We start from the raw sequence: 24,956 nt of genomic DNA, 5'->3' as shown, positions 1-24,956 counted from the left end.
TCCCACCGAATTCCCGGCGCCGGATTTGCGCTGGTTAATTCTTGGCGCGCTGGTAAGCGTCGACGATCTCGGCCGGGATACGGCCGCGCGAGGAAACCTGGTGCCCTTGAGCGCGCGCCCATTCACGGATCGCGGTGCTCTCCTCGCGATCCACCGCCGGACGGGTGCGGCCGCCCGCGGCCACCTTGCGCTTGGAACGACCGACCTTGCGGGCCTTATCGGTCCATGGTTCGAGGGCCTCCCGCAGCTTGCCGGCGTTCTTGTTCGACAGGTCGATCTCGTAGTCGTTGCCGTCGATCGAGAAAAAGACCGTCTCGTCGGCCTTCGATTCGCCGTCGTAGTCGTCAACCAGCGTTACGGTGACTTTCTTCGCCATCGACTGCCCTTCCACGTGTGAGGTGCCGCTATTCGCCGAAATGCTAATGCCGCGGGATGCAGGATTCAAACCAGGCACGAATCGAATTAGGCGCCACCAGACTATTCTGCTATTACCGCAGAGACCGGCTGGTCTTCAGCACACCCGGAATGCGGCCAGGCGCCACCCGGAACGACCGCGGACAATGCTGGCGGCGAGCGCGAAATGTCGGCCGCCGCGATCGTAACCCGCGCAAACTTCGGCCTTCCCGGGCTCGGCCATGATCACATACACCCTGGTGAGGGTGGCGCTCCCGAGTTCGCGCCCCGGAAGCCGACCGGCACCGGCGAGCGTGCGCACCGAGGCCACCACCGCCGGCTCGGCCAGCGGGCTCAGCTGGCCCGGCGGGCGGCGGCCGTCCAGCACCTCCAGCGCCACACGCAATGCCTGCCCGGCGAATTGCCTTGCCGCGGTGTTGCATTCATCACTGTCTCGGGTTTTCACAGCGTGCGAAGAACGCAGAACCCGTTGCAGACCGGCCGGACCCGACGACCGGGACGTCGATTTGCGGTCCACCCGATTCCGGCAGCCGGGCGCACGGCCGGAAGTCGCGGCGGGTAGCCGGTGCGGACCGGGATCCGGTGCGCGGCGATCCGGCTCCGGTCCCCGGCGGCACCGTTGCAGCGGCGGCTCGAACCGCGGTGCGGGCAGCAGGAATCCATGTTCCGACGCCACGGCCCCTCCCCTCGACTCGGTGGCTCCCATACCGCGCCAGCATGGCACTCGAGCCCGGCGCGAACGACCGGGAATCGGTCTTCGCACCCCTTCGGGGCTACTCCAGCAGGGCGAGCCCGCCCGAGCAGATCAGTGGATGGGGAGAGCAGCGGGCCGGTGGGCGACGGAGCGACGGATCCACGCCCGCCGGAATGCGATCGCCGATGCCGTGGGCCGCGATCAGGGTCGCCGAATCGGCGGGCGCGGCGGGGACGGCTGATCGGCCGGCGGCGAGGATCCGCCGACCGCTCCGAAGAGCGCGGCGGACACCGCCGTGTCCGCCGGCCGCATGGACCGCTGGGAGACGATCCTCGCCATGCCGGCCGGCGAACCTCCCGCGTTTCACACGCGTTCGAGCACCTTGGCCGGAGCCACCGGTCGCAGCGTCTTGCTCAGGTCGGTCCGCATGACGGTCGCGGTGTCGAGCAGATAGTTCTGCCGCACCCGCCACGGATGCCGATCGCCCTGGCGCGGGAAGTCACCGATGGACCGCTGGATGTACCCGGAGGCCAGATCCAGCAGCGGCCGCTCCTCGAGCGTGCGCTGCGGCTGCGGGACCACGGCGCTGTACCCGTTGCGGTCCATGAATCCCAGCACCTTGCAGACCAGCCGCGAGGTGAGGTCGGCGCGCAGCGTCCAGGAGGCGTTGGTGTAGCCGATGCAGACCGCGAAGTTGGGCACGCCGGTCAGCATGGTGCCCTGCCAGACGAATTGGTCGGACAGGTTCACCGGCGCGCCGTCCACCACCAGGTCGATGCCGCCGAAGGCGAGCAACTGCAAGCCGGTGGCGGTCACCACCACATCGGCCTCCAGCACCCGGCCGGACCGCAGCCGGATGCCCTCGGGCACAAAGGTTTCGATGTGATCGGTGACCACCTCGGCCTTGCCCTTGCGCATGGCCTTGAAGAAGTCGGCGTTGGGTACCGCGCACAGCCGCTGATCCCACGGGTTGTACTCGGGCGTGAAGTGCTCGGCGACGAGCTTCTCGTCCTTCAGGATTCGCGTGGTCAGCCCGGTGAGCAGCTTGCGGGCGGCCTCGGGACGGCGACGGCAGTACTGGTAGAAGCCGATATTGAACAGGATGTTCTTGGTGCGGATGAGCCGATGCGCCAGGTTCGGCGGCAGCAGTTCGCGCATCCGATCGGCCACCTTGTCGCGGCCGGGGACCGCGGAGATCCAGGTGGGGCTGCGCTGCAGCATGGTTACCAGTTCGGCCTGCTCGGCCATGGCCGGGACCAGGGTGACCGCGGTCGCGCCGCTGCCGATGACCACCACGCGCTTGCCGGTGTAGTCGAAGTCCTCAGGCCAGAACTGTGGGTGCACCACGGTGCCGGCGAAGTCCCCGACGCCGGGAAACTCGGGCGAGTGGCCGTGGTCGTAGTTGTAGTAGCCGGAGCAGGAGTAGAGGAAACCGCAGGTGAGCGTGCTGCGATCGATGCCGTCGGCGGTGGGCCGCTCGAGTGTCAGCGTCCACCGCGATTCACCGCTGTCCCATTCGGCGCCAACGACTTTGGTGCCGTATCGGATGTGCTTGTCGATGCCGTTCTCGGTGGCCGTCTCGGCGATGTAGCGCAGGATGGACGGCCCGTCGGCGATGGACTTGGCGTCGCGCCAGGGCTTGAACGGGTAACCGAGGGTGAACATGTCGGAGTCGGAGCGAATGCCCGGGTAGCGGAACAGGTCCCAGGTGCCACCGAGCGCGTCGCGCGCCTCGAGGACGGCGTAGCTGCGGCCGGGCTGTTCGGCCTGGAGTCGATACGCCGCGCCGATGCCGGAGAGCCCGGCTCCGACGATGACGACGTCGAGGTGTTCAGCGAGGGGTTGCGCGGCGTTCATGCCCTCCAGTTTGTTGTGTCCGCCATCCGGTTCCTTGACTCTGCGCGACAAGTATTTGATTCTGAGCGACATGTCTGTGATCAGATCCGCGGGATTGCGAGGTTTCCGCGCGACCGTGGCCGAGCTCGGCGGGGACGCCGAGGAGTTGGCCGCCGCGTGCGGACTCCCCCTCGCGGCCCTGGACACCGACGATCTCCTGGTCCCCGATCACGCGGTCGGGGCGGTCCTGGAGCTGGCGGCGCATCGGCTCGACTGCCCGGATCTGGGCCTGCGCATGGCGTGGCGGCAGGACCTGGACATGCTGGGCCCGCTGGCACTGGCCATCCGGAATGCCACCACCCTGGCCGGGGTCCTGGAGTGCACCTCGCGCTACCTGTTCGTGCACGCCCGCTCACTCAGCCTGACCATGGAACCCGACCCGTACGGCGATCGCGGCGTCATCGCTCTGCGCTACGGCGTCACCGCGCCCGGCCTGCCCACCCCCGTGCAGGGCACCGATCTCGGACTGGCGTTCGTGCACAGGACGATTCAGCGCTTGGCCGAGGACCGCTACGGGCTGCGCTCGGTGGAAGTCCCCTATCGCCCCGCCGCCCCGATCCAGGCATACGAGGAATTCTTCGGCGCGCCAGTGCGTATCGAGCGCCCGGCCGCGCTGCTGCGGGTACCGGCCGGCCTGGGCAACCGGCCGCTCTCCGGCGGTGACGAGAACCTGCATCGGCTGGCCCTGGCCTTCCTGGCCGAGCAGTCCGGCGACGGAGCCACCGCCCTCACGCCGCGGGTCCGGACCACCCTGCAGAAGTTGCTCGGCACCGCCGCCCCCGAAATCGACGCCGTGGCACGGCTGCTCACCATCCATCCCCGCACTCTGCAGCGGCGGCTGGCGGCCGAGGGCACCACCTTCGCCGCGATCCTCGACGAGGTGCGGCGCGCCGAGGCGCGACGCTATCTGACCACCACGGATATGCCGATGAGCCAGGTGGCCTCGCTTATCGGGTTATCGGAACAGTCGGTGTTCACACGCTGCTGTCAGCGCTGGTGGGGTGTAACGCCGACCGCGGTGCGCAGGGGCAAAACGGGCTGACCACAGGGTGTATCAGCGGACTGCCTTCGAGTTCCGGTGGGCCCATTGGCAAATCATGCACGGCGAGTCGCGCGAGACCGCTCCGCCGCCCCACGCTTGCACTTGATTTGCGGATTGCCGCGTGTCGATCATGGTCAAGTCGCGGCCGCGCGTCCAGGATGTCCTGATGATCGCCGAATGCCCTTCTTGCGCTTGGCCCTCCCCCACTGCTGTCTCCTCGCATCGCGGGGTGCGGTACCTGCGCTGTGTGTGCGGCCAGTGGTTGATCAGCGTGCACGGGAAGGTCGTCGGCGCGGCCGGGGGCACCACGTTCAGTGGGAGCAATCCGCTGGCGGAGATCGCCGGACTCCGGGATTAGCTCGTCCGCACGAAGATTCGCGCCGACTCGATGCGCAGCCCACGATCGGCGAAGTCGAGTTCGGCGATGCCGTGGCCCTCGCGGGTCTCCACCGACACGGTCACCGTGTGACCGGCGGCAATGGTCTTGCCCCAGCGCAGACCCTTCACCCTGGTGGTGAAGTCCTCCAGCGACATGGCCCCGTCGACGCCCCACTCCAGGCGCGGGACCGGGGCCAGAACCGCACGGGCACCCGACGAGTCACCGGCGGCCACGGCATCCAGCAGCCGCCCGGCGGCCTGCTTGCCCGCCGCGCCGACCCCGCGCAGGCCGGACATGAAGCCCACCGCCCCGCCGATGCCCTGGTTGCCGATGAGCTGCGGGCCCAGCTTGGCCCCGGCCAGTAGGCCCTGCAGGCCCGATCCCAGGAGCTGGCCGATCATGCCCGCCAACTCCCAGTGTGCGCGCAGGGCAAGGATTTTCAATGCCCCGTCCACCTCGGCCAGGTCGTAACGCAGGTGCATGGGCACATGCAGGGTGACCCCGGTGGACATAGTGGTGGCGATGGTCAGATCGCGGAAGACCGTCATACCGCACACCACGTCATCGGTCACGTCGAAGACGATGCCGTTGGGCGCGATGAAGGTGTCGTAGAAGCGCTCGATGGCCGCACGCCCGACATGCGGGCGCGAGCCGACCGGATCCTCGACGCTGCCGTTGTCGGCGAAAAGGCCCACCCAGGCGGTCTTGTCGTGCGCACCGACCGCCCGCGGTGAAGCTGCTACGGTCGCCAATAGTTCGGCGGCAGTGGGATTCGCGGGCACGGTGTCCTCCAGGTGTTCGTCAGCGCGCGCGATGATACCGAACCGAACCGGTCATATGGCCGTCAGACGCGGAAGCAGGCGTTCGGAGAACTCGGTCGCATACACGACAGGGTCTCGATCGGGCATGAAATCCAGTTCGGTGATGCCCAGTGCGGCCAACTGTTCGGCGTCCCGGACAACCCGCTCCGGATTGTCGAGGACGTCGGGGGCCACGTACACCGCGGTCTTGCGGATGGCATCGTAGTCGCGGCCCTCGGCCTCGCAATGCGCCCGCAGCACCGCCAGTTTGGCCGCGACCTCCTCGGCGCCGCTCGCGAAGAGATTGCAGGCGTCCGCGTAGCGCGCCACCAGCAGCAGCGTCTTGCGCTCACCACCGCCGCCGATGCGGATGGGGGGCCGCGGCCGGCTCAAAGGCGCGGGCACGCAGAGGGTCTCGGCCAGCTGGTGGTACTCGCCCTTGTACGGCCCGTTGTCCGGACCCCACATCTGCAGGCAGATCTGCAACGTCTCCTCGAGCCGCGCGAACCGCTCGGCCATCGGCACGACCGGCACGCCGAGCGCGCGCTGCTCCCGCTCGTACCAGGACGCGCCGATGCCCAGTTCGGCCCGGCCGCCCGACAGCACGTCCAGGGTGGTGACGATCTTCGCCAGCAGGCCGGGGTACCGGTACATCACGCCGGTCACCAGTAGTCCCAGCCGCATGCGCTCGGTCAGCGCGGCCACGTAACCGAGGGTGGTGTAGCCCTCCAGCATGGGTTCGTCGGCGGTGCCGCGATGCTCCATCTGGAAGTAGTGGTCCATGACCGTGAACTGCGCGAAACCGGCCTGCTCGGCGATGCGGGCGGTATGCGCCAGGGTCAGCGCGATCCGGTCGGCTTCGGGGGGTTGCGAGTAACTCCAATAGTGCAGGCCCAGTTCCACGCCGGACTCCTCCTGTCGGGACGACATGCCTTGTGTTCGTGCGCAATACAGTCTGCCCCATGATCGAGTGCGCAACCCCGGCATCGCGCTCGCACGGTCGAAGGCGTGCGTGCTCGAGGAGGGTCCTCGCGGCGGCTGTCGCCGCGGCGGCGCTGCTCGTCGGTCTCACGTTCGCGGACGCGCCCGAGCCGCTGATCTCCCGACATCCGCCGCCGACGTTCGAATCCTTGTGACCGCCACCATTTCCGCGCGATGGGCTCGGCAGCCGGCCATCCGCGCCCCGAAAACGACTACCGCTTGGGCAGCGGGAGGTCGATGCCTCCGACGTCGGTGACCTTCCAGTCGCTCTTCGGGTCCACGTTCACCGTGTAGTAGATGGTGGTGAGGACGCCGTCGGGGTTCTGAGCGTTGGTGGAGTTGACGTTCAGATAGACGTTCACCTTGTAGACGCCGTTGTCCCGGGTGATGACCTGTGAGCTGAGCAGGGTCGGGCTCGAGGTCCACTTCAGCGGAACGAGGATCTCCTGGAGCTTCGAGGAGGTGGCGTCGAACTTGCTCGCCAAGGCCGCTGTGGTGTTGGACTTCAGACGCGCGGTCCAGGCGTTGAAGTCGGAGTAGTCGAGATCGGCGGCGCCCATGGCGTAGTTCGAGGCCACCTGCTCGGCGCGCTTGTCATTGGCGGCCTGGCCGTCGCGGTCACTCAGGTCACCGCGAGCGGATTGCCACAGGACGGTGACGGTCACCAGGGCGCCGACGAGCAGCACCGCCGCGACGGCGGTCACCAGGGTCGAGACCTTCAGCTGCACCGTCTTGCCCCGGGCCGGCGCCGGGTCCGGATCGACCGGCGGTGTGGGTTCGGTGTTCTGAGACATGGGTCTGCTCCTTGCTGATACTGCTACTTCACGCCGACCTGCACGCGCACGGCACCGTCACCGGTGGACGCGAGCGCCTGCGAGATCAAGCTGCTGATATCGAGCTGCCGCCCGGCCGTGCCCGCCGCATCGGCGAGCGGCCGCAGCTGGGGCGCGAGGGCCTGCAATTCGGGTCCGGCGTGCCGCAACCAGTCGGTCAGCCGGGACAGGAAGGGCGCCAACCCGTTGCCTGATACATAGGCCTGCGGGCCGGGGGCACGGTCCACCAATTTGCCGACGGCATTGATGAGTTCCTCGAGGGACTGCTCGAACTGGACGAATGCCGGCGCCGCGGTCGCGGTCGCCTCGCTCATGCCATCGATATTCGAGGCCGCGACCTGGAAGCTGTTGAGTAGCTGAGCGATTCTGGGTTCGCGGCTCATAATGGCGGCGGCCAGTAGATCGCCCGCCCGGGTCAGGGTCGGCATGGACGAATCGGTGTCGTGGAAGGCCACCCCCAGCGTGCTCACCAGCGAGGCCGCCACCTTCGGATCGAGCTGGTTCATGACCTTGTTGACCAGCCGTGACACCTCGGGAATGGACAGCGGCGACTTCACCGCGGCGGTGTCGAGGCGCTGACCGTCCTTCAGATACGGGCCGCCCGCGGTGCGGGGCCGGAATTCCACGAACGGCTCACCCAGCGCGGACAGCTGCTCGATGGTGATGTCGCTGTCGGTGGGCAGCCTGCGGTCGCCGTCGATGCGGAAGCCCACCTCGACGCCACGCGCGGTGGAGTCCACCGAGGTGATCGTGCCGATCTTCATGCCGGTGAGCAGGATGGGCGAACCCACACCCACGCCACCGGAATCGGCTATCACCATGGAGCCGTCGGTGTAGTGCGCGAACGGATCCGCCCGCACCACGCCGAAGGTCAGATAGCTCGCGCCCACCACGGTCACGGCCGCGATACCGCCCAGCGACGCCAACGCACCCCACCTCATCGCACCGCTCCGATCATGCGCAGCCCGGCCAGCATGGCGGTGACCTGGTCGTCGCCGGACACCGAATCCGCTTTGACACCGGTGACATTCACCTTCGGTCCGTTCTCCACGAACGGAATCAGCTTGTCCCGCAACAGCGAGACCAGTGCCGACAGGTTCGACGGCTGCGACAGATCCAGCGGGCGACCCGAGAGCGCCAGCGGCGCGAAGGCCCGCGTCACCGGATCCAGCGCACCGGCCAGCGGAGCCAGCCACACCAACGACTGGCCGAGCTGCCCCAGCACCGCGAAGATCTGGGTGACGCCCTTGATCGAAGCGGTGGCCGCGGTCATGGCGTCCACCGACTCCGGGCTGAGCTCGTGGTCCAGGAAGTCCACGCGGTCGTGCAACACCTGGGCGTTCACGCCGAGGCCGTCGAGCAGCTTGTCGACCTGGTCCAGGTTCGCCGCCAGATCGACCGCGTTCCCGGCCGCGTTCTGCGCGATCCTCTGGGTCTCCTCGGGGTCGCGGGGCAGTACCGCGTTGAACCGGTTGATGATGTCCTGCAACTGGTTGACCGCGCCGCCCTGGGTGAAGGCGGCCAGCGCGGCCATGGTGTCCTCGAGCTGCACGGGCGGTCGTGTGTGGTCCTGGCCGATGGTCCCGCCATCCTGCAACAGCGACGAGAACCCGTCCGGCGGCGTGGTCAGCGCCAGGTGGATGTCGCCCAGCACCGTGTTCTGCCGCAATTCGGCCACCGTGGTGGCCGGCAACTGCACCATCGACGAGATATCGGCGTCCACGACGACATAGCCGCCGCGACCGCCGGCATGCGCCGAATCCACCACGCGCACACCGCTCACCGACCCGACCTGGGCGCCATTGGCGACGACCTTCGCCTTCGCGGGCAGATTCAGCACATTGCCGAATTCGATGTGGATCCGATAGGTCGGACCGGAGATGGTCGTCCCGGGCACCGGCAGCGCCGACGGATCGAAGGCGCATCCGCCCGCCCCGGCCAGCAGCCCGGCCACAAGCACGGCGGCACCGGCCCGCTTGACCCGCCCCCTGGTCATCCCGGCCACCACAGGCACGCCGGGATGACGGGAAGACGCTGTGTCGATCGTGATGTGCCGACGTCCGATTCTCATCGCGCACCTCCCATTTGGAGAACCAGGGGAACCAGCGGGACGCGCACCATGCCGTCGGCGGCGTCGGTGCAGCTGCCCGCGGTGACGGCATTGACCGCGGCGCAGACCTGTTCGGCCTGCGGGGCGGGCAGCGCCGCACGCGGCGAGCCGTAGGTGATGCCGTTGCCCATGATGTTCCGGGCCGCGTTGGTCAGCACCGGCAGTTTCAGCACGACCTCCGAGAGCGAGCCGACATTGGCGCGCAGCAGGCGCACCAGCGGGAGGGTGTCGTCGAGGGCGCGCATGATCGGGTCGCCCGCGATGGTGACCAGATCATTGAGCATCGGCAGCGCCTCACCGAGGCGATCGATGAGTTTCGCACCGGGACCGAGCAGTTCGGTGCCGGCATTGTTCAGGGCGGGTCCCAGGCGCAGCAGCATGGAGCGCAGGTCGCCCCAATGCTGTTCGACCTTCTCACCGACCGAGGCGAAGGCGTCGAAGATGCCGGCCAGGTGCCCGATGTCGGCATCCGGTTGGGCCAGAGCCGAACCCAGCTTCTTGACGATCTCGTTGATCTGCGGGCCCGCGCCCCGAGTGGCCGAGTCCAGGGCGGACAGGCTGTGCGCCAGAGCATCCGGGGCCTGCGCCTGCTGCAGCTGCGAGGACAGATCGGCCAAGGCGGTCAGGGTCTCGGTAATACTCTTGGGCGTCAGGGTCTTGGTGATGCATTGCGACGAATCCCAGTGCGCCAGGTTCTTGCCGCTGCCCAGCACCGCCAGATCTCGATCGGCCACAATGGAATCCGAGACCGTGGTGGCGGCGGCGTCCGCGTACACGGGGTACTCGGCGGCGACCGAGAACCTCACCTTGACCTTGGTGCCGTCGGAATCGATGGAATCCACGGTGCCGACCGGGATTCCGCGCATGGTCACCTTGTTGCCCGCGTACAGGCCCACCGCGTCGGGCATGATGGCGCAGTAGGAGACGGTCTTCTTCATGGGGTCGAACCAGAGCAGGTAGCCGACCGCGGCCAGCAGCACCACCAGCACCGCACCGGCGACCGACATGAACGCCTGCGATCCGAGCATCCGCTTGAACATCAGCAGTCCTTCCCCGGCACCGGAACGCACACCTGCGGCTGCGCCACGAGCAGATTCGGCAGCGTCACGGTCTGCCGCGACTGGTCGATCCGCATCCCGCCGTCCGGAATCACCAGGTCCGACAGCTTCTTCTGGAGATCCTGCGCAGCCGTCAGGGTCGGCTGGAACTTCTGGCCGAGTTGCTCGAGCTGGGTGATGGCATCGGTCAGCTTGGGCTTCAGATCCGACCAGGCCGGCTCCGCACCGCCCAGCCGGCCCAGTACGTCGCTGAGCAGCCGGATGGCCTCGGCCATCTCCGCATGCTTGTCGTCGAGCACGGTGAGGAGCAGATTGGCATTGTCCATGAGCCGACCGAGATCGGTCTTCGCGCCGTCGTACATGCGTACGTACTCATCGGCCACGGCCACCGCGTTCGACACCTGGGAGCGCTGTTTGTCCAGCGCGTCCACGTAGGTGTCGACCGTGGCCAGCGTGGTGCGCAGGGTATCGGGCGAACCGTCGATCGAATTGCCCAGCGCCGCGAGGTTCCTGTTCAGCGTCGAGCCGTCGATCTTGGACAGCGGGGTGGCCGCGTCCTGGAAGGTCTCGATCAGGCTGTAGGGCAGGCGCACCCGGTCCGCCGGAATGGGCGTCGAACCCAGCGGCCGGCTCCCGGCCGGGAACACCGCCACATAGTGGCCGCCGACAATGGTGAGCATGCGGATGTCCAGCGAGGTCTGATCACCGAGGAAGACATCGGATTTCACCGTGAAGCGCATGACGACCTTGTCCGGCTTCAGCTCCAGCGACCTGACCTCGCCGACGGAGATACCGGCCACGCGCACGTCATCGCCCGCCTTGACCGACTGCGCCTCGGACAGTTCCGCGGTGTAGGTGTGCTTGCCGAACGGAATCGCGTACAACGCACCGACGGCCGCCAGGCCCAGCACCACCAGCACCGCGCCGATGACGCCCTTGCGCAGGTGCCGCTTCTGTTCGGTCGCGTCGTCGACGACGCGGTCATCGCGTTTGCGGCCGAGTCCGTTCAAGACACGCGGCAGACTCATCCGTTGCATATCGCCACCTGCTGTCCCGAGAGAAGCACCTTGACCACCGGCGGTACCTCTGCGATTCCCTTGCTGCACACCGGCTTCCAACCGCTCGGGCCGGTCGGCAGCGCCGCGTCGGCCGCGCCCAGCACCGCGGGCAGGCGGCCGAAGGCGTCCACCGCCTCCTTGGCGTCGGGGAAGACCTTGCGGATCAGGGCATCCACATCGGAGCCGCTGTCGATCCCCAGCGAACGCAGCAGATTGTCGATGGGCCGCAGCACCGACGGCGCGGTCATGGCGAATCGCGCCAGGCCGCCGATGTTCTGCCGCAGGGCCTCGAAGACGTCGGACAACTGCTTCAGCAGCGGCACCAGGTAATGCACCCGGCCGCCCAGCCGGTCCGACAGATCCGACATGTTCCGGATCAGCGTCCCGATCACCTGCTGCCGATTGTCCACGTACGACGCCAGTTTCCCGATCGCGTCCATGGCCGGCCCGATACCGCTGCCGTCACCCTCGATCAAGGCCACCATGCTGGCACTGAACTGGTTGATGGCCTCCGGAGAAATGGTCTGCAATACCGGCTTCAGGCCGTTGAACAGTTGCGTCACGTCGAACGACGGCACCGTGTGGTCCTCGCCGACGCGCGCGCCCGCGGGAATCCGGTTGCCCGGCCGCGGCTGCTGCTGCAGATCGACGTACCGCTGACCGGTCAGGTTCTGGTAGCGGATGGCCAGCTTGGAGTTGTCGTAGATGGGCGCATCTGTCTTGACCGACAATCGGACTCGCGCCTTCGAGCCCTCGAGGCCGATGGCCTTGACCTTGCCCACCTGCACCCCGAACATGCGCACGTCGTCGCCGACCCGGAGGCCGTTGGCATCGGTGAAGATGGCGTCATGGGTCTCGGTCTCTCCCGACACCGGCCGCGCGATCGCGGTGAGCACCAGCATGAGCACCACCACGATGGCGCCGGCGAACAGGGCCAGCCGCCAAGCCGCCGACTTCACACGCCCATCCGTCGCCCCGCCGCCACCTCGATGGAAATCGCTGCGCGATGCACGCCTCATCCGATACCTCCCAGCAGCGGCACCGCGATGGCCGGCACACCCTTCAGGTCGACCTCCACATTCAGCACCGGTCCCTGCCCGTTATCGGGCATGGCGGCGCGCAAACGCTCCAGCAGTAGACGCAATTCGGCCGCGGACTGCTGCGGCTGCGGCACCATCCGCGCCAACGCGGTCAGCACCGGCACCAGCATGTCGGTGGTGCCGGAGAGCTGATTGCCGGCCTGGGTGAAGGTGGTCGCCAGGGCGGGCAGCAGTTGACCGGTGACGGTCGCGACGCCCTTGTCGTAGGCCGCGCGATCGGTCTGCAGCCGTTGCATGCTGAGGATCAGATCCACCACCTGCACGGTCGCGCCCGCGAACCGGCCACCGCCGTCGAAGGCCGGACCGAGGTTGCCGACCAGCTCCGACATGGGCATCTTCTGGTTGTTCGTCACGGTCCGCTGTGCGGTGATGAGCGCCTGCGCCAGCGGCGTGAACGCCTGGGTGTCGGCCGCGGCCTGCGCGATCACCGACGCCATCTGCGGCGTCAGCACCGAATCGCCCATCTGCGCGGCGCTGCGCAGGATCGAGCCCATGGTGGCGTCGTAGACCTCACTCGCGCGGCGACCGGTGAAGTCCAGCACCGTGCCCGAGCGCAGCGGCGAACCGCCCGCGCCCGTGCGCAATTCGATCTCGCTGATCCCGAAGAGGTTGGCGGGTGCGTAGTCCACCTGCAGGCTGTCGTCCAGCCCGAACAGCTCGGAGTCGTCCAGCCGCAGCGAGATCTGCTGCGTCCCATTCCGATCTGGCGAAATCGCGGTGACCTTGCCGACCACCACGCCATTGGCCCGCACGTCGGTGCCGACCAACACACCGTCACCGATCCGCTCGGTGCGCAACGAAATCGGCAGTCCCGCTTCGGTTTTCTGGGACCGGTCCAGCACCCAGCCCGCCACCACCGTCACCACCAGCGCGAGTGCGACGGCGCCGACCGTCATCGCCCGCTTGCGGTCGACGGCCACACCCGGCATTCCGTAATTCGGCATCCCCTACCCCGTGAACGTGATCGCCGGGTTGAAGCCCCACAGGGACAGCGACAGCACCATGTCCATGGCCACGATGGCCACCGAGCTGGCCCGCACGGCCTTGCCCGAGGCGATACCCACGCCCTCCGGGCCGCCGGTCGCGAAAAAGCCGAAGTAGCAGTGGATCAGGATGACGACCACCGCGAAAACGGCCACCTTCACCACGGCGGCGATGACGTCGAACCCGGACACGAACTGGAAGAAATAGTGGTCGTACACCCCGGCCGAGGCCCCGTGCACCAGCGTGATCAGCCCACGGCAGGCCCCGTAGGACAGGATCAGCGCGATGAGGAAGGTCGGCACGATGGCGACCGCGCCCGCCAGCACGCGAGTGGTCACCACGAAGGGAACCGAACGCAGGCCCAGGGATTCGATGGCGTCGATCTCCTCGGAGATGCGCATCGACCCGATCTCGGCGGTCATGCGACAGCCCGCCTGGGCGGCGAACCCGATGGCCGCCACGATCGGAGCCAGCTCACGGGTGGTGGCGTAGGCCGACACCAGGCCGGACACCGGCCCCATGCCCAGCATGTCGAGGGTGGTGAACGATTCCACCGCCACCGACGCGCCCATGACCAGGCCGAGCACGATCATCATCGGCACGGTCCCGCCGCCCACGATGACCGAGCCGCGGCCCCAGGTCATATCCGAGATGGCCCGCATGGTCTCACTGCGATACCGCTTCAGCGTCAACGGGATCGACGAGAGTACCTGCCAGACGAAGGCCAGCACGAACCCCAGGTTCTCCACGCGGCGCAGAATCAGGCCGCGGCGGCGGTAGGCGCGCGCGGCCCAGCCGAGCCCCGTGGGCACATAGGTAGCCGACATCAGGCCAGCCTCGTCGGCAGGAACAGGTCGGTGATCTGGGTGGCGACCAGGTTCACGGTCACAATCGACACCACCGACAGCACCACCGCGGCGTTCACGGCGTCGGCGACACCCCGCGGGCCGCCCTTCGCCTCGAGGCCGCGCTGGCAGGCGATGATCACCACGAGGAAGCCGAATGTCACGGCCTTCAACAGCGACACCCACACATCGGCGGTGCTGGTGAAGGAACCGAAGGTGGACCAGTACGAGCCCGGCGTCACGCCCTGCCCACCGATGGCGACGCCGTAGCCCGCGAGCACGCCCACGAAGATGATGAGGACGTTCAGCAGCGGCGCCACGAAGACCATGGCCGCCAGGCGCGGGATCACCAGGCGGTGTATCGGGCTGATGCCCATGGTGTTCAGCGCGTCGATCTCCTCGCGAATGGTGCGCGCGCCCAGATCCGCCGCCAGCGCCGCGGCGCCCGCGCCGCCCAGCAGGAAGCCGGTGGCCAGCGGTGCGCCCTGCTTGATGACGCCCAGGCCGCCGGTCGCGCCCAGCAGCGAATCGGCGCCGAGGGTGTGAATCAGGTTGCCCACCTGGACCGAAACGATGACACCGAACGGAATCGCGATGAGCACAGCCGGAATCGCGGTGACGGTGATGAGCCGCCACGCCTGGAGAATCGCCTCTTTCCATTGGAATCGGCGGCGCGCGATGTCGGTGAGGGTGCCGACCACGGCTTCCTCGGCAATTCCGACCGCGCGACCGAAGGTGCGCAGCGACGCCACCGAGGTGTCGGAGAAGTTGTCGCGCACGATGCGCACGGCGGACCGACTGTGGACGGCCCGGGTCATCGCGGGACTGCTTGATCGAGACGCCGGAACCGACGCGTGGTGACGAGCTTCAAATTTCTTCTCCGTGATCGGCAACACTGCCTGCCATCAAAGCTAATAGTTACGCGGAGTTACAACAAATCGGCCCGAGTGTGACCAGGGCCTCCAAGTTACTGATAGGTACATCCGCCGCCACTCCCGGTCAACGCAGAGAAATAGCCATTTGACCTGCGATTCTAGAACGTGTTATCAGAGCTGATCGACTGTCGATATGACACCGGCCACACCCCCGGCGAACCTCCGGCATGCCTGTTTCGAACCCTCGGCAATGCCCAAATCGGAATTGAGTGATCTCCCAGCAATCTCCGATTTCGCACCGAACCCACGCGCAACCCGGACACGGAGTGTTCACTGTGGCTGTGGACAACACGGTGTCGGCGGTCCTGCACACGATCGAAGCCGGCGACTGGGCGGAATTCGCGAAACTGGTGCACCCCTATGTGCATTGGACCGAGGGCGGCGTCACCACCCGCGGTCGGACCCGAGTCATGGCGCTGCTGTCCCGGCACGGTGCCACGAAACCCGCGACGTCCTATGAACTCCGCGACGGCCAGGTCTACCGCTGGAACTCCTGATTACGGGCTGAGCGCCAGAAAAACGAAGGCCGAGAACAACACCAGGTGCACACAGCCCTGGAGCAGGGTGGCGCGGCCCGGCACCACGGTCAGCGCGCCGACCACCACGGTCAACGCCAGCAGCACCATCTGGGTCGCGCCCAGGCCGAGCATGAGCGGGCCCGCGATCCAGATCGAGGCCAGCGCGATGGCCGGAATGGTCAGGCCGATGCTGGCCATGGCCGAACCGAGCGCCAGATTCAGCGAGATCTGCACCCGGTCGCGACGCGCGGCCCGCACGGCCGCAATGGTTTCCGGCAGCAGCACCAGCAGCGCGATCACCACGCCGACCGCGGACTGCGGCAGCCCGGCCGCGGCGATCCCGGCCTCGATATTCGGCGTGTCCACCTTCGCCAGGCCGACCACGCCGACCAGGGCAATCAGTAGCAAACCCAAACTCCACAGCGCCTGCCTGCGTGTGGGCGGCTCCTCATGCCCATCGTCGGCCGCCGTGATGCCCTCGACGGGCAGGAAGTCGTCCGGATGCCGGACCGTCTGCACCATGACGAAGACGCCGTAGAGGACCAGCGACGCCCCGGCGGCGAAGGCCAGCTGCGAGGCCGAGAACACCGGGCCGGGCTCGCTGGTGGTGAAGGTCGGCAGCACGAGGCTGAGCGTCGCGAGGGTCGCGACCGTGGCCAGCGCCGCGCCGGTGCCCTCGGCATTGAAGACCGCCACGCGCCGCCGCAGTGCGCCCACCAGCAGCGAGAGGCCGAAAATGCCGTTGCACGTGATCATCACGGCGGCGAAGACGGTGTCGCGGGCCAGTGAGGCGGACTTCTGCGGGCTGGAGACCATGAGCGTGACGATCAGCCCGACCTCGATGATGGTCACCGCCACCGCAAGGATGAGCGACCCGAACGGCTCCCCCACCCGGTGCGCGACCGTCTCCGCATGATGCACCGCGGCCAGCACCGCACCGATCAGCATCGCGCCCACCAGCACCGCCGGGCCCGGGTCCAGCTCATGTCCCCAGGACACCGCCAGCACCGCGGCCCCGAGCACTGGGAGGACGACCGACCAGTACCGCCTGCACAAACGCACCATGAGCCCCATCGTTCCAGCAAACCATCCGCATACCCCACGGTTGAGAGCCATGCCTCCCCCGATCGCGTGACCGCATGAGTGCACGGCGGTGAACTAGGCTGCCCATGTGGATGAAACAGGAGCCGGAACCGCTGACGCGGCGCTACCCCACCCGCACGAACCGCACAACGAGGGCCTCGCATCCAAACTCAACTGGTTGCGGGCCGGCGTGCTGGGCGCCAATGACGGCATCGTCTCCACCGCCGGTCTGGTGGTCGGTGTCGCGGCCGCCACGACCGAGTCCAGCGCCATCCTCACCGCGGGCATCGCGGGCCTGGCCGCCGGCGCCCTCTCCATGGCGGTCGGCGAATACGTCTCCGTCAGCACCCAGCGCGATACCGAACGCGCCCTGCTGTCCAAGGAGAAGCGCGAACTGGCCGAGGAGCCGGATTACGAACTGGTGGAACTCACCCAGATCTACCGGGACAAGGGCCTGACCCCCGAGACCGCGCGCCAGGTGGCCGAGGAGCTCACCGCCCACGATGCCTTCGCCGCCCACGCCGAGGCCGAATTGGGTTTGAACCCGCATGAACTCACCAATCCGTGGCATGCCGCGCTGTCCTCGGCCATCTCCTTCACGGTGGGCGCGATCCTGCCGATCCTGGCCATACTGCTGCCCCCGACCCCATGGCGCATCCCCATCTGTTTCGCCGCGGTCCTGGTGGCATTGGCCGTTACCGGTTCGGTGAGCGCCCGGCTGGGCGGCGCCAATCCGCGCCGCGCTGTGCTGCGAGTCGTCATCGGCGGCGCGCTGGCCATGGCCGTCACCTACGGAATCGGCCAGATCGCAGGGGTTTCCGGGCTCTAGTCGGAGGGTTGATCGGCAGTGCCGGGCGGTGCTGCCAACTCGACCGGAGCGTCGACCGGCCCGGTAGCCGGGCCCACCGGCGCCGGAATCTCCACCGGATGCGGTGTGGCGCGGCCTGGCGGCGCGACCGGCACGGCGGGCGCGTGGATCGGCGCCGCCGGTGGGGCTGCGGACGGAACCTGTTGGGCGGGAGCGACATTCGGCGATCGCGGCGCGGGCGGATGGCGGTCGGGATGTGGGCGAGGCACATTCACGATCGAGGTGTCGGCGATCGGGCGATCACCGGAGGCGGTGAGCCACATGCCCGCCCCGACACCGAGGGCCATGAGGACAGCGGCCAGGACCACCCGGGCCAGTCCGCTGGGATCGATATCGCCTTCGTCGCGCCGGATCTCGTCGACAGTACCGAGCATGGCTGTCCTCCTTCGGATTCCGGGCCGCGACGCTAGGGGGCGGGCGGCGGGGGCGGGGGTGGCACCAGGAACGGGAGGATGGGGGCCAGAATGTCCGGCAGCGACGGCGGGCCGGGCGCGGGCGGCGGTGCGGCGGGCGCAGGGGCGGGCGCGGGCGGTTCGGGGGCCACCTCGGCCGGGGCCGGGGCGACGTATTGCTCGGTTCGCGGTGCGGGCGCGGGGTTCTGCGCGGGGGCGGTCGGAGCGAGCGGCGGTGCGGACGCGGCGGGCGGGGGTGCGGCGGGCGGCGACGCCTTGGGCGGCAACGCCTTGGGCTGCGACGCCTTGGGCTGCGCGTTGATCGGCGGCTGGGTGACGGCCTTAGAGGCCCGCGGGGTATCGGGTGCGGGGCCGCTGGGCTTGTCGAGTCCGGCGAGCAGGGCGCCGCCGATGAGGGCGAAGACCACGCTCAGCGAGAGGACGACCAGTCCCATGAGCACCTTGGGCGACATCTCCCCTGGCGCGGTCAGACCGGGGATGCCATCGTCGGCGGAGGTGGCGGACTGCTCCCGCGCCCCGTCGGGTCTCTCGCGTACCGCGCCCACCGCCACCCGGGAACTCCTTCGACTCGAAGCCCACGCCGCCAATCCGAAAAGCCATTCCTTCAAGGCACGCTACACAGATTTGCTGATCACCTGAACCTGCTACACGGTAAGGAAATAGTTCCAGGTGGATATCTTTTCCAACCGATTGCCAACAAGTTGCGCTCAGTAAAGGGTGAGCACCACCTTGCCGAGCGGGTCGCCCCCGTCGAAGTATTCGAACGCCTCGACGGCCCGCTCGAACGGATACACCCGATCGATCACCGGCCGCATACGGTGCTCGGCCATGGTGCGGTTCATGAACTCCAGATCCGCCCGGCTGCCCACCGCGATCCGGCGCAGGCCCACGTACTTTCCGCCCAGCGGGTCCGCGAGGTGCTGTCCGGGCTCGGCCGGGAACGCGCCGATCAGGACGACCTGGCCGTTGTAAGCCGTCGCCGCAAGGGATTTCGGCACGGTCCGCTTGCCGACCGCATCCACCACCCGCTCGACGCCGAGGCCGCCGGTGAGTTCCAGCACCGTGTGCTCCCAGTCCGGCGTCTCGGTGCGGTCCACCACCTCGTCCGCGCCCAGCTTGCGCAGCCTCTCGCGCTTCTCCGGCGACGACGTGATCGAGATGACCCGCGCGCCCAGCATTTTCGCGTGCTGCACCGCGAACAGTCCGACCGGGCCGGTGCCGACGGTCAGCACCGTGTCGGCGGGACCGACCGGGACCGGCTTGGTCAGCCCTGCCCAGGCCACCAGCCCGGCGCAGGTGAGTGCGGCCGCTTCCGCGTCGGTCAGATGCGGTGGCGCCTGTACCACCGATTCCTCTTCCAGCAGTATATAAGTCGCGAGCCAGCCGTCGCGGGTCGCGCCGTACTGCTGACGGGTGAGCTCCTGCGTCTGTGGCCCGTCGTTCCAGCCGACGAAGTAGGTGCCCATCACGCGGTCGCCCAGCGCCGCCCGGGTCACGCCCTCGCCCAGACCGATCACCTCGCCCACGCCGTCCACCAGCGGCACCACGCCGGGCCGGGCCGGCAGCGGGTAGGTGCCCTCCATCAGCATGATGTCGCGCCGGTTCAGGGAGGCGGCCCGCACTCGCACCAGGACCTGACGCGGTCCGGGCATCGGAGCGTCCTGCACCTCGGTGCTCAACCCGTCCAACCCGCGCAGCGGCTCCATGTGAAACGCAACGCCTTTCGCGTACTGCTTCTGTCCATCGCCCATGGGACCGAGTCTGTGCGGGGCGGGCTTCCCGCGCGATTCCCTGGAGGGAATGAGACGGCCCAACTCTGGGCGCCGGCTGGGGCCTCCGCCCCCGAAGCCCCCGGCCGTTCGTGTGACGATTCCCTGGAGGGAATCGCCACGCGATATCCCCGCCAGCACAGTGGAGGTATGACGATCATGGCCCCGGCGACGACACCGTTCGCGCAGCAGTTGCGTGGCTGGCGGACGCGGCGGCGGTTGAGCCAGCTCGATCTCGCTATTGCCGCGGAGACCAGCCAGCGGTATCTGAGCTTTCTGGAGCAGGGGCGTTCGCATCCGGGGCGGGTCATGGTGATCCGGCTCGCGGAGGTGCTGGGATTGTCGCTGCGGGAGCGCAACGCGTTGCTGCTGGCCGCCGGCTACGCGCCGATCTTTCCCGAATCCTCCTTGAACGCACCGGAACTCGGGGCGGTGCGGTATGCGCTGGACACCATCCTGCGAGGCCATCTGCCGTATCCGGCGGTGGTGACCCGGCCGTTCGGGGTATTGGTGGCCGCCAATCCCGGATTCGAGCTGCTGACCGAGGGTTGTGCGCCGCGGCTGCTGGAGCCGCCGGTCAATGTGCTGCGTGTGGCCCTGCATCCGGATGGCCTGGCGCGGCGGGTGGAGAACCTGCCGGAGTGGGGACGGCACGTCACCGACAGCCTGCGCAATAGAGCGGGCCGCAGTCCGGACGCCGAGCTGGACGCACTCATCGCCGAACTCGACAGCTATCTGCCGCCGGTGGAACCGGGACCGGGGCATCTGGGTTTCGCGGTTCCGCTGCGGCTGCGGTCCGAGGCGGGCGAGCTGCGCCTGATCACGACGGTCACCTCCTTCGCGACGGCCACCGACATCACCCTGTCCGAGCTGCACCTCGAGGCGTTCCTGCCCGCCGATCAGGCCACTTCCGACTACCTGCGCGCCCGCTTCTCCCCCGCTTAGGCGCCGATCGGATATCGAGCCGGCGGAGGGCTTGCCACCCAATACTCGTAGACGTATATTCGTAGACGAGTAAGGAGGTGCCGGATGGCCCGCAAGCGCAAAGTCGCCAATCTGATGGGGTTGGCCGTGCTCTCCGCCGTCGTCGTCGAACCCATGCATCGGTATGAGATCGCCGCGAGGTTGCGGGCATGGGGCAAGGACAATGACATGGGCGTGAAATGGGGATCGCTCTACACCGTCGTGGACAACCTCGCCAAGCACGGTTTCCTCGAGGTCGCCGGCAGCGAGCGCGACGGCGCGCGGCCGGAGCGGACCATCTACCGGATCACCGACGCCGGCCGGGCCGAACTCACCGACTGGACAAGGGAACTCCTCTCCGATCCGGAACCCGAGAAGCGCCGCTTCGTGGCCGGACTGTCGGTCGCCTCGGTGCTGCCGCCCGAGGAGGTCACCGATCTGCTCACCCAGCGAATCAGCAAGCTGGACAAGACCATTGCCGAAACCCGCGCCCAATTGGCCGCTCTGGAAGGCACAGTGCCGCACCTCTTCCTGGTCGAGGAGGACTATGAGCTGACCATGCTGGCGGCGGAGGCCACCTGGGCACGCGCGCTGCGCGATTCGCTCGCCGACGGCAGCTTCCCGGGTGTGGAGGGCTGGCGGGCCTGGCATCGCGAGGGCGTCATGCCCGCCGAGATCGCCGAGCTGGCGGAAGGGGGAGCGCACACGCCGCAGACTCAGCACGACTGATCCCATGGACCGGGCTTCGGCGAAGGTGCTGCAACACCGCCGCCGAAGCCCGGGAACACACCGTCTCGAACCGCGTCCGTGCAGGCGAACCCGGCACCGAGTTTGGCAACTACAGGATAACTGGGTTTTCCACGCACGGGTCGGTTCGGGGTTTCGACAAACCTACGAACATCTCGGGAGAGAACCATGTCCATTCGTTCCGCAATCGTCATCGGCGGCGGCATCTCCGGTCCCGTGACCGCCACCGCCCTCCGCCTGGCCGGTATCGACGCCACCGTCTTCGAGGCCTATCCGGGCCCGGCCTACGGGATCGGCTCCAATCTGGCCCTCGCGCCCAATGGCGTGGCCGCCCTCGACATCGTCGGGGCCGGCGACGCGGTGCGCGCCCGCGCCGTACCCATCAGCAGGTCCGCGATGTCGGTCAACGGCAAGCGATTCGAGTTGCCGGGGATGGCGGATATCGAGCCGCTACGCGTGATCGACCGCGCCGACCTGCATCAGGTCCTGCACGACAATGCCGTCGCCGCCGGAGTGCCCTTCGCCTACGACAAACGGCTCGTCGAGGTGGAGGAGCACGCGGGCGGCGTGACCGCCGTCTTCGCCGACGGCAGCAGCGCGACCGCGGATGTGCTCATCGGCGCGGACGGAATCCGTTCCAGCGTGCGTACCCTGGTCGATCCGAAGGCCCCCGCGCCGACGTATCTGCGCATGCTCGGTTTCGGCGCGTACACCGACTGCCCGGTCGAGCTGGAACCGGAGACGATGACCTTCGCCTTCGGCCGGCGCGCCTACTACCTGTACTGGGCCATGCCGGACGGCCGGGTCGCGTGGGGCGCGAATCTGCCCAGCGAGCAGTACTATTCACTCACCGAGGCCCGGGCCGTACCCGCCGAGCGGTGGCTGCGCACCCTGCGCGAGACCTATGCCGGGGAGGATCCGGGCGAGCAGCTGGCCCGCAGCACCACCCCGGCGCAACTGGCCGTGATCGGCGCGCTGCACATCATGCCGCCGGTGCCGCACTGGCACCGCGGCCGGATGGTGCTCACCGGCGACGCCATCCACGCGCCCAGCAACACCTCCGGGCAGGGGGCCTCGCTGGCCATCGAGAGCGGGATCGAGCTGGCCCGGTGCCTGCGCGATATCGACGATCCGGCAATGGCTTTCGCCACCTACGAGGCACTGCGGCGACCGCGGGTGGAGGGGGTCGCGGCCCGGGTCGCACGGATGAACCAGACCAAGGCGGCCGGGCCCATCGCCCGCAAGGCCATGCAGCTGATGATGCCGTTGATGTTCAAGCGGATGGATCCGGAGAAGATGCTGGGCGCCGAGCAGCGCTTCCGGATCGATTGGGACGCCACCGTGCGACCCGCTGCCGTGCCCGTCTGACGCTCGAAAAGGCCGCGCCCCGACGCGATTTCCGTGGCGGGGCGCGGTCCAGGTCGGTCAGCGCACCGGCAGGACGTCCGGGCGATCGGCCTCGTCGAGCAGCCTGGTGGCGATATTGTCGATGGCCTGATCCAGCAGGATCCGGTCGGAGGAATCGGCGTGGTCCCAACCGCCGAGCTGCGTGACGAGCCAGCGCTTCCACGCGCCGCGCACCCGGTCGACCTCCTGCACACCCCTGTCGGTGAGGATCAGCTCGTCTCCGTCACGGCGCAGTAGGCCCTCCTGTTCCGCCTTGGCGTACACCGGACCGATCAATTCCGCCGGGATCCAATGGGTTCGGGCGATATCGTCGATGGTGGCGGTGCGGCGCAGCCGGTTGTACATGTGCACCTGGCCCAGCGCCCATGCCTCGTCGCGGCCGAGCGCACTGCCCGCCGCCGCCAGGATGCCCGGATCGGGCAGGGCATTGTCACGCTGCTTGCGCAGCACCCGGGCGATGGCCCGCTCCAGCTGCACCAACCGGTCGCCGGAGTCCGGCACGGAGAACTGCTCCCCCACATCGGTGGCCTCGGCCCGCGCACTGTCGCGCAGCGTCACCTGCTGGAGGAAGAACGCCACTACGAAGCCGAGCAGAGCCACCGGCACCACCCAGCGGAAGACGAAGTCGATGGAATCCGCGTACGCCTGGATGATCGGCGCGGACTGCTGTTTCGGCAGGTCCCGCAGCAGCGCGGGGTTCTGTGCCGCCTGCGGCGGGACGCGGGCTTCGATGAGCGCCGTTTCCAGATCCGGGCGCAGCTTGTTGGTGTACAGCGTGCCGAACACCGTGGTGCCGAACGCACTGCCGATGGTCCGGAAGAAGGTGACGCCGGAGGTGGCCGTCCCCAGATCCGAGTACGGGACGCTGTTCTGCACCGCGATGGTCAGCACCTGCATGGCCAGACCGACACCCAAACCCAGGATCAGCATGTACACGGACATGACCCAGACGCCGGTATTCGGGCCCATGGTCGACATGAGGTACAGGCCCAGCGCCATGACCGCACAGCCGATGATGGGAAAAACCTTGTAGTGCCCCGTCTTCCCGACGATATTGCCGGACAGGATCGAGGTGAAGAACAGGCCGAACACCAGCGGGAGCGTCCGCACGCCGGACGCGGTCGCCGAAACACCCTGCACGTATTGCAGATACGCGGGCAGGTAGGTGATGGCGCCCAGCAGCGCGAAGCCGACGATGAAGCTCAGGATCGAGCACACCGTGAACACATTGCTGCGGAACAGGTGCATGGGCAGCATGGGTTCGCGGGCTCGGAACTCCGCGGCCACGAAGGTCCCCACGAGCACCGCCGCGGCCACGAACAGGCCGATGATGGTGGGCGAACTCCACGCGTAATCCTGCCCGCCCCACTCCAATCCGAGGATCAGGCAGGTGACTCCGATCGCGATCAGCGCGATGCCGAGATAGTCCACGATCGGTCGGACGACCGCTTTGATCATCGGGATGGTGCGGGCCGCCAGGGCGATCATGACGATGGCGAGGGGGACGTTGACATAGAAGCACCAGCGCCAGCTCAGATGGTCGGTGAACAGCCCGCCCAGCGTCGGCCCGATGACCGTGGTGATGCCGAAGACCGCGCCCAGCGCACCCTGGTACTTGCCGCGTTCGCGCAGCGGAATGACATCTGCGATGAGGGCCATGGAGGTGACCATGAGCCCGCCCGCGCCCAGCCCCTGGATGGCGCGCGCCACGATGAGCAGCGTCATGCCGTGCGCGAGCCCGGCAGCCATCGAGCCGATGATGAAGACGGCGCCGCTGATCTGGAAGACCAGTTTGCGGCCGAAGAGGTCACCGAACTTGCCGGACAGGGCGGTCGAGATGGCCTCGGCCACCAAGTAGGAGGTGACCACCCAGGCCATGTGCCCGGCCCCGCCCAGATCCGCCACGATGGTCGGCAGGGCGGTGGCGACGATGGTGGTATCCAGCGCGGCCATGAGCATGCCGAGCGCGACGGTTCCGAAGATGACGTTTCTGCGGACCCGGCTCAGCTGTGGTGGCGCGTCGGGCTTCTCGGCGGTGGCGCTGGCACCGGTCATCGGC

Annotated in this window: 26 protein-coding genes; 7 read left to right on the top strand and 19 right to left on the bottom strand. The window is 68.2% G+C overall.

The features are described from left to right. Positions 1–34 precede the first annotated feature (34 nt). From GLP40_RS24610 to GLP40_RS24600, 3 genes are all read right to left on the bottom strand, one after another. Positions 35–376, bottom strand: a complete 342-nt coding sequence (locus GLP40_RS24610) for a histone-like nucleoid-structuring protein Lsr2 (RefSeq protein ID WP_154790373.1) — start codon at positions 374–376, stop codon at positions 35–37. Between the two features lie 135 nt (positions 377–511). Continuing rightward, positions 512–1,090: an Rv3235 family protein gene (locus GLP40_RS24605; protein ID WP_154790372.1), complete on the bottom strand. Its 579-nt coding sequence runs from the start codon at positions 1,088–1,090 to the stop codon at positions 512–514. Positions 1,091–1,471: 381 nt separating this feature from the next. Then, positions 1,472–2,965 (bottom strand): flavin-containing monooxygenase, encoded by a 1,494-nt coding sequence (locus GLP40_RS24600; RefSeq protein ID WP_154790521.1) that lies wholly within the window; start codon positions 2,963–2,965, stop codon positions 1,472–1,474. 70 nt (positions 2,966–3,035) lie between these two features. Here GLP40_RS24600 and GLP40_RS24595 point away from each other — a divergent pair, with 70 nt between their 5' ends. Further along, positions 3,036–4,046 (top strand): AraC family transcriptional regulator, encoded by a 1,011-nt coding sequence (locus GLP40_RS24595; RefSeq protein ID WP_154790371.1) that lies wholly within the window; start codon positions 3,036–3,038, stop codon positions 4,044–4,046. Positions 4,047–4,176: 130 nt separating this feature from the next. Then, positions 4,177–4,404 carry a hypothetical protein gene (locus tag GLP40_RS24590; protein WP_154790520.1) on the top strand — a complete coding sequence of 76 codons (228 nt, stop codon included), beginning with the start codon at positions 4,177–4,179 and terminating at the stop codon, positions 4,402–4,404. On the opposite strand, the gene GLP40_RS24585 is transcribed toward GLP40_RS24590, so the two are convergent. The 11 genes from GLP40_RS24585 to GLP40_RS24535 all read right to left on the bottom strand — a co-directional run bounded on the left by GLP40_RS24585 (position 4,401) and on the right by GLP40_RS24535 (position 15,012). Further along, complete coding sequence (locus GLP40_RS24585) at positions 4,401–5,207, bottom strand: nuclear transport factor 2 family protein (RefSeq protein WP_328290607.1); 807 nt, start codon at positions 5,205–5,207, stop codon at positions 4,401–4,403. The genes GLP40_RS24590 and GLP40_RS24585 overlap by 4 nt on opposite strands. Before the next feature lie 51 nt (positions 5,208–5,258). Beyond that, on the bottom strand, positions 5,259–6,155 hold the full coding sequence (locus tag GLP40_RS24580; protein WP_154790369.1) for an LLM class F420-dependent oxidoreductase: 897 nt from the start codon (positions 6,153–6,155) through the stop codon (positions 5,259–5,261). A 263-nt stretch (positions 6,156–6,418) separates the two neighbouring features. After that, the gene (locus GLP40_RS24575; RefSeq protein ID WP_154790368.1) at positions 6,419–7,000 is read right to left on the bottom strand and encodes a hypothetical protein; all 582 of its coding nucleotides are present in this window, start codon (positions 6,998–7,000) and stop codon (positions 6,419–6,421) included. A gap of 23 nt (positions 7,001–7,023) precedes the next feature. After that, the gene (locus GLP40_RS24570; protein ID WP_154790367.1) at positions 7,024–7,980 is read right to left on the bottom strand and encodes an MlaD family protein; all 957 of its coding nucleotides are present in this window, start codon (positions 7,978–7,980) and stop codon (positions 7,024–7,026) included. After that, positions 7,977–9,035 carry an MlaD family protein gene (locus GLP40_RS24565; protein ID WP_154790366.1) on the bottom strand — a complete coding sequence of 353 codons (1,059 nt, stop codon included), beginning with the start codon at positions 9,033–9,035 and terminating at the stop codon, positions 7,977–7,979. The genes GLP40_RS24570 and GLP40_RS24565 overlap by 4 nt, the downstream gene beginning before the upstream one ends. 71 nt (positions 9,036–9,106) lie before the next feature. Beyond that, positions 9,107–10,189: an MlaD family protein gene (locus GLP40_RS24560; RefSeq protein WP_154790365.1), complete on the bottom strand. Its 1,083-nt coding sequence runs from the start codon at positions 10,187–10,189 to the stop codon at positions 9,107–9,109. After that, on the bottom strand, positions 10,189–11,244 hold the full coding sequence (locus GLP40_RS24555; protein ID WP_230329894.1) for an MlaD family protein: 1,056 nt from the start codon (positions 11,242–11,244) through the stop codon (positions 10,189–10,191). The genes GLP40_RS24560 and GLP40_RS24555 overlap by 1 nt, the downstream gene beginning before the upstream one ends. After that, positions 11,232–12,224, bottom strand: a complete 993-nt coding sequence (locus GLP40_RS24550) for an MlaD family protein (protein WP_328290606.1) — start codon at positions 12,222–12,224, stop codon at positions 11,232–11,234. The genes GLP40_RS24555 and GLP40_RS24550 overlap by 13 nt, the downstream gene beginning before the upstream one ends. Before the next feature lie 56 nt (positions 12,225–12,280). After that, on the bottom strand, positions 12,281–13,309 hold the full coding sequence (locus GLP40_RS24545; RefSeq protein WP_154790363.1) for an MlaD family protein: 1,029 nt from the start codon (positions 13,307–13,309) through the stop codon (positions 12,281–12,283). A gap of 3 nt (positions 13,310–13,312) precedes the next feature. Then, entirely contained in the window at positions 13,313–14,176 is an 864-nt protein-coding gene (locus GLP40_RS24540) for an ABC transporter permease (RefSeq protein WP_154790362.1), read from the bottom strand. Then, positions 14,176–15,012 carry an ABC transporter permease gene (locus GLP40_RS24535; protein ID WP_154790361.1) on the bottom strand — a complete coding sequence of 279 codons (837 nt, stop codon included), beginning with the start codon at positions 15,010–15,012 and terminating at the stop codon, positions 14,176–14,178. The genes GLP40_RS24540 and GLP40_RS24535 overlap by 1 nt, the downstream gene beginning before the upstream one ends. A 392-nt stretch (positions 15,013–15,404) precedes the next feature. Here GLP40_RS24535 and GLP40_RS24530 point away from each other — a divergent pair, with 392 nt between their 5' ends. Beyond that, positions 15,405–15,626 carry a nuclear transport factor 2 family protein gene (locus GLP40_RS24530; RefSeq protein ID WP_154790360.1) on the top strand — a complete coding sequence of 74 codons (222 nt, stop codon included), beginning with the start codon at positions 15,405–15,407 and terminating at the stop codon, positions 15,624–15,626. On the opposite strand, the gene GLP40_RS24525 is transcribed toward GLP40_RS24530, so the two are convergent. Next, positions 15,627–16,712, bottom strand: a complete 1,086-nt coding sequence (locus tag GLP40_RS24525) for a calcium:proton antiporter (protein ID WP_154790359.1) — start codon at positions 16,710–16,712, stop codon at positions 15,627–15,629. 106 nt (positions 16,713–16,818) lie between these two features. Here GLP40_RS24525 and GLP40_RS24520 point away from each other — a divergent pair, with 106 nt between their 5' ends. Further along, entirely contained in the window at positions 16,819–17,559 is a 741-nt protein-coding gene (locus GLP40_RS24520; protein ID WP_328290605.1) for a VIT1/CCC1 transporter family protein, read from the top strand. Here GLP40_RS24520 and GLP40_RS24515 read toward each other — a convergent pair. The 3 genes from GLP40_RS24515 to GLP40_RS24505 all read right to left on the bottom strand — a co-directional run bounded on the left by GLP40_RS24515 (position 17,556) and on the right by GLP40_RS24505 (position 19,762). After that, positions 17,556–17,972, bottom strand: a complete 417-nt coding sequence (locus GLP40_RS24515) for a hypothetical protein (protein ID WP_154790358.1) — start codon at positions 17,970–17,972, stop codon at positions 17,556–17,558. The genes GLP40_RS24520 and GLP40_RS24515 overlap by 4 nt on opposite strands. A gap of 32 nt (positions 17,973–18,004) precedes the next feature. Beyond that, entirely contained in the window at positions 18,005–18,562 is a 558-nt protein-coding gene (locus GLP40_RS24510) for a hypothetical protein (RefSeq protein WP_154790357.1), read from the bottom strand. Between the two features lie 156 nt (positions 18,563–18,718). Further along, positions 18,719–19,762, bottom strand: coding sequence for a zinc-dependent alcohol dehydrogenase family protein (locus GLP40_RS24505; protein ID WP_230329893.1), 1,044 nt, complete (start codon positions 19,760–19,762; stop codon positions 18,719–18,721). A 168-nt stretch (positions 19,763–19,930) separates the two neighbouring features. Here GLP40_RS24505 and GLP40_RS24500 point away from each other — a divergent pair, with 168 nt between their 5' ends. The 3 genes from GLP40_RS24500 to GLP40_RS24490 all read left to right on the top strand — a co-directional run bounded on the left by GLP40_RS24500 (position 19,931) and on the right by GLP40_RS24490 (position 22,858). Continuing rightward, positions 19,931–20,725 carry a helix-turn-helix domain-containing protein gene (locus GLP40_RS24500; protein ID WP_154790356.1) on the top strand — a complete coding sequence of 265 codons (795 nt, stop codon included), beginning with the start codon at positions 19,931–19,933 and terminating at the stop codon, positions 20,723–20,725. An 84-nt stretch (positions 20,726–20,809) separates the two neighbouring features. After that, complete coding sequence (locus GLP40_RS24495) at positions 20,810–21,472, top strand: PadR family transcriptional regulator (RefSeq protein ID WP_154790355.1); 663 nt, start codon at positions 20,810–20,812, stop codon at positions 21,470–21,472. Positions 21,473–21,658: 186 nt separating this feature from the next. Next, positions 21,659–22,858: an FAD-dependent oxidoreductase gene (locus tag GLP40_RS24490; protein ID WP_154790354.1), complete on the top strand. Its 1,200-nt coding sequence runs from the start codon at positions 21,659–21,661 to the stop codon at positions 22,856–22,858. A gap of 57 nt (positions 22,859–22,915) precedes the next feature. On the opposite strand, the gene GLP40_RS24485 is transcribed toward GLP40_RS24490, so the two are convergent. Then, on the bottom strand, positions 22,916–24,952 hold the full coding sequence (locus GLP40_RS24485; RefSeq protein ID WP_154790353.1) for an MDR family MFS transporter: 2,037 nt from the start codon (positions 24,950–24,952) through the stop codon (positions 22,916–22,918). Between the last annotated feature and the right edge of the window lie 4 nt (positions 24,953–24,956).

This window comes from Nocardia aurantiaca, assembly GCF_009708175.1.
Taxonomy (GTDB): domain Bacteria; phylum Actinomycetota; class Actinomycetes; order Mycobacteriales; family Mycobacteriaceae; genus Nocardia; species Nocardia aurantiaca.
Note: the sequence above shows the minus strand (reverse complement) of the source record. Positions and strands in the feature narration are given on the sequence as shown.

What these genes read in the sequence shown, in the direction of transcription:
- GLP40_RS24610 (WP_154790373.1), bottom strand. Translation starts at nt 376, where the DNA reads ATGGCGAAGAAAGTCACCGTAACGCTGGTTGACGACTACGACGGCGAA.
- GLP40_RS24600 (WP_154790521.1), bottom strand. Translation starts at nt 2,965, where the DNA reads ATGAACGCCGCGCAACCCCTCGCTGAACACCTCGACGTCGTCATCGTC.
- GLP40_RS24595 (WP_154790371.1), top strand. Translation starts at nt 3,036, where the DNA reads ATGTCTGTGATCAGATCCGCGGGATTGCGAGGTTTCCGCGCGACCGTG.
- GLP40_RS24590 (WP_154790520.1), top strand. Translation starts at nt 4,177, where the DNA reads ATGGTCAAGTCGCGGCCGCGCGTCCAGGATGTCCTGATGATCGCCGAA.
- GLP40_RS24580 (WP_154790369.1), bottom strand. Translation starts at nt 6,155, where the DNA reads ATGTCGTCCCGACAGGAGGAGTCCGGCGTGGAACTGGGCCTGCACTAT.
- GLP40_RS24575 (WP_154790368.1), bottom strand. Translation starts at nt 7,000, where the DNA reads ATGTCTCAGAACACCGAACCCACACCGCCGGTCGATCCGGACCCGGCG.
- GLP40_RS24570 (WP_154790367.1), bottom strand. Translation starts at nt 7,980, where the DNA reads ATGAGGTGGGGTGCGTTGGCGTCGCTGGGCGGTATCGCGGCCGTGACC.
- GLP40_RS24565 (WP_154790366.1), bottom strand. Translation starts at nt 9,035, where the DNA reads ATGACCAGGGGGCGGGTCAAGCGGGCCGGTGCCGCCGTGCTTGTGGCC.
- GLP40_RS24560 (WP_154790365.1), bottom strand. Translation starts at nt 10,189, where the DNA reads ATGTTCAAGCGGATGCTCGGATCGCAGGCGTTCATGTCGGTCGCCGGT.
- GLP40_RS24555 (WP_230329894.1), bottom strand. Translation starts at nt 11,244, where the DNA reads ATGCAACGGATGAGTCTGCCGCGTGTCTTGAACGGACTCGGCCGCAAA.
- GLP40_RS24545 (WP_154790363.1), bottom strand. Translation starts at nt 13,309, where the DNA reads ATGCCGAATTACGGAATGCCGGGTGTGGCCGTCGACCGCAAGCGGGCG.
- GLP40_RS24540 (WP_154790362.1), bottom strand. Translation starts at nt 14,176, where the DNA reads ATGTCGGCTACCTATGTGCCCACGGGGCTCGGCTGGGCCGCGCGCGCC.
- GLP40_RS24535 (WP_154790361.1), bottom strand. Translation starts at nt 15,012, where the DNA reads ATGACCCGGGCCGTCCACAGTCGGTCCGCCGTGCGCATCGTGCGCGAC.
- GLP40_RS24525 (WP_154790359.1), bottom strand. Translation starts at nt 16,712, where the DNA reads ATGGTGCGTTTGTGCAGGCGGTACTGGTCGGTCGTCCTCCCAGTGCTC.
- GLP40_RS24515 (WP_154790358.1), bottom strand. Translation starts at nt 17,972, where the DNA reads ATGCTCGGTACTGTCGACGAGATCCGGCGCGACGAAGGCGATATCGAT.
- GLP40_RS24505 (WP_230329893.1), bottom strand. Translation starts at nt 19,762, where the DNA reads ATGGGCGATGGACAGAAGCAGTACGCGAAAGGCGTTGCGTTTCACATG.
- GLP40_RS24500 (WP_154790356.1), top strand. Translation starts at nt 19,931, where the DNA reads ATGACGATCATGGCCCCGGCGACGACACCGTTCGCGCAGCAGTTGCGT.
- GLP40_RS24495 (WP_154790355.1), top strand. Translation starts at nt 20,810, where the DNA reads ATGGCCCGCAAGCGCAAAGTCGCCAATCTGATGGGGTTGGCCGTGCTC.
- GLP40_RS24490 (WP_154790354.1), top strand. Translation starts at nt 21,659, where the DNA reads ATGTCCATTCGTTCCGCAATCGTCATCGGCGGCGGCATCTCCGGTCCC.
- GLP40_RS24485 (WP_154790353.1), bottom strand. Translation starts at nt 24,952, where the DNA reads ATGACCGGTGCCAGCGCCACCGCCGAGAAGCCCGACGCGCCACCACAG.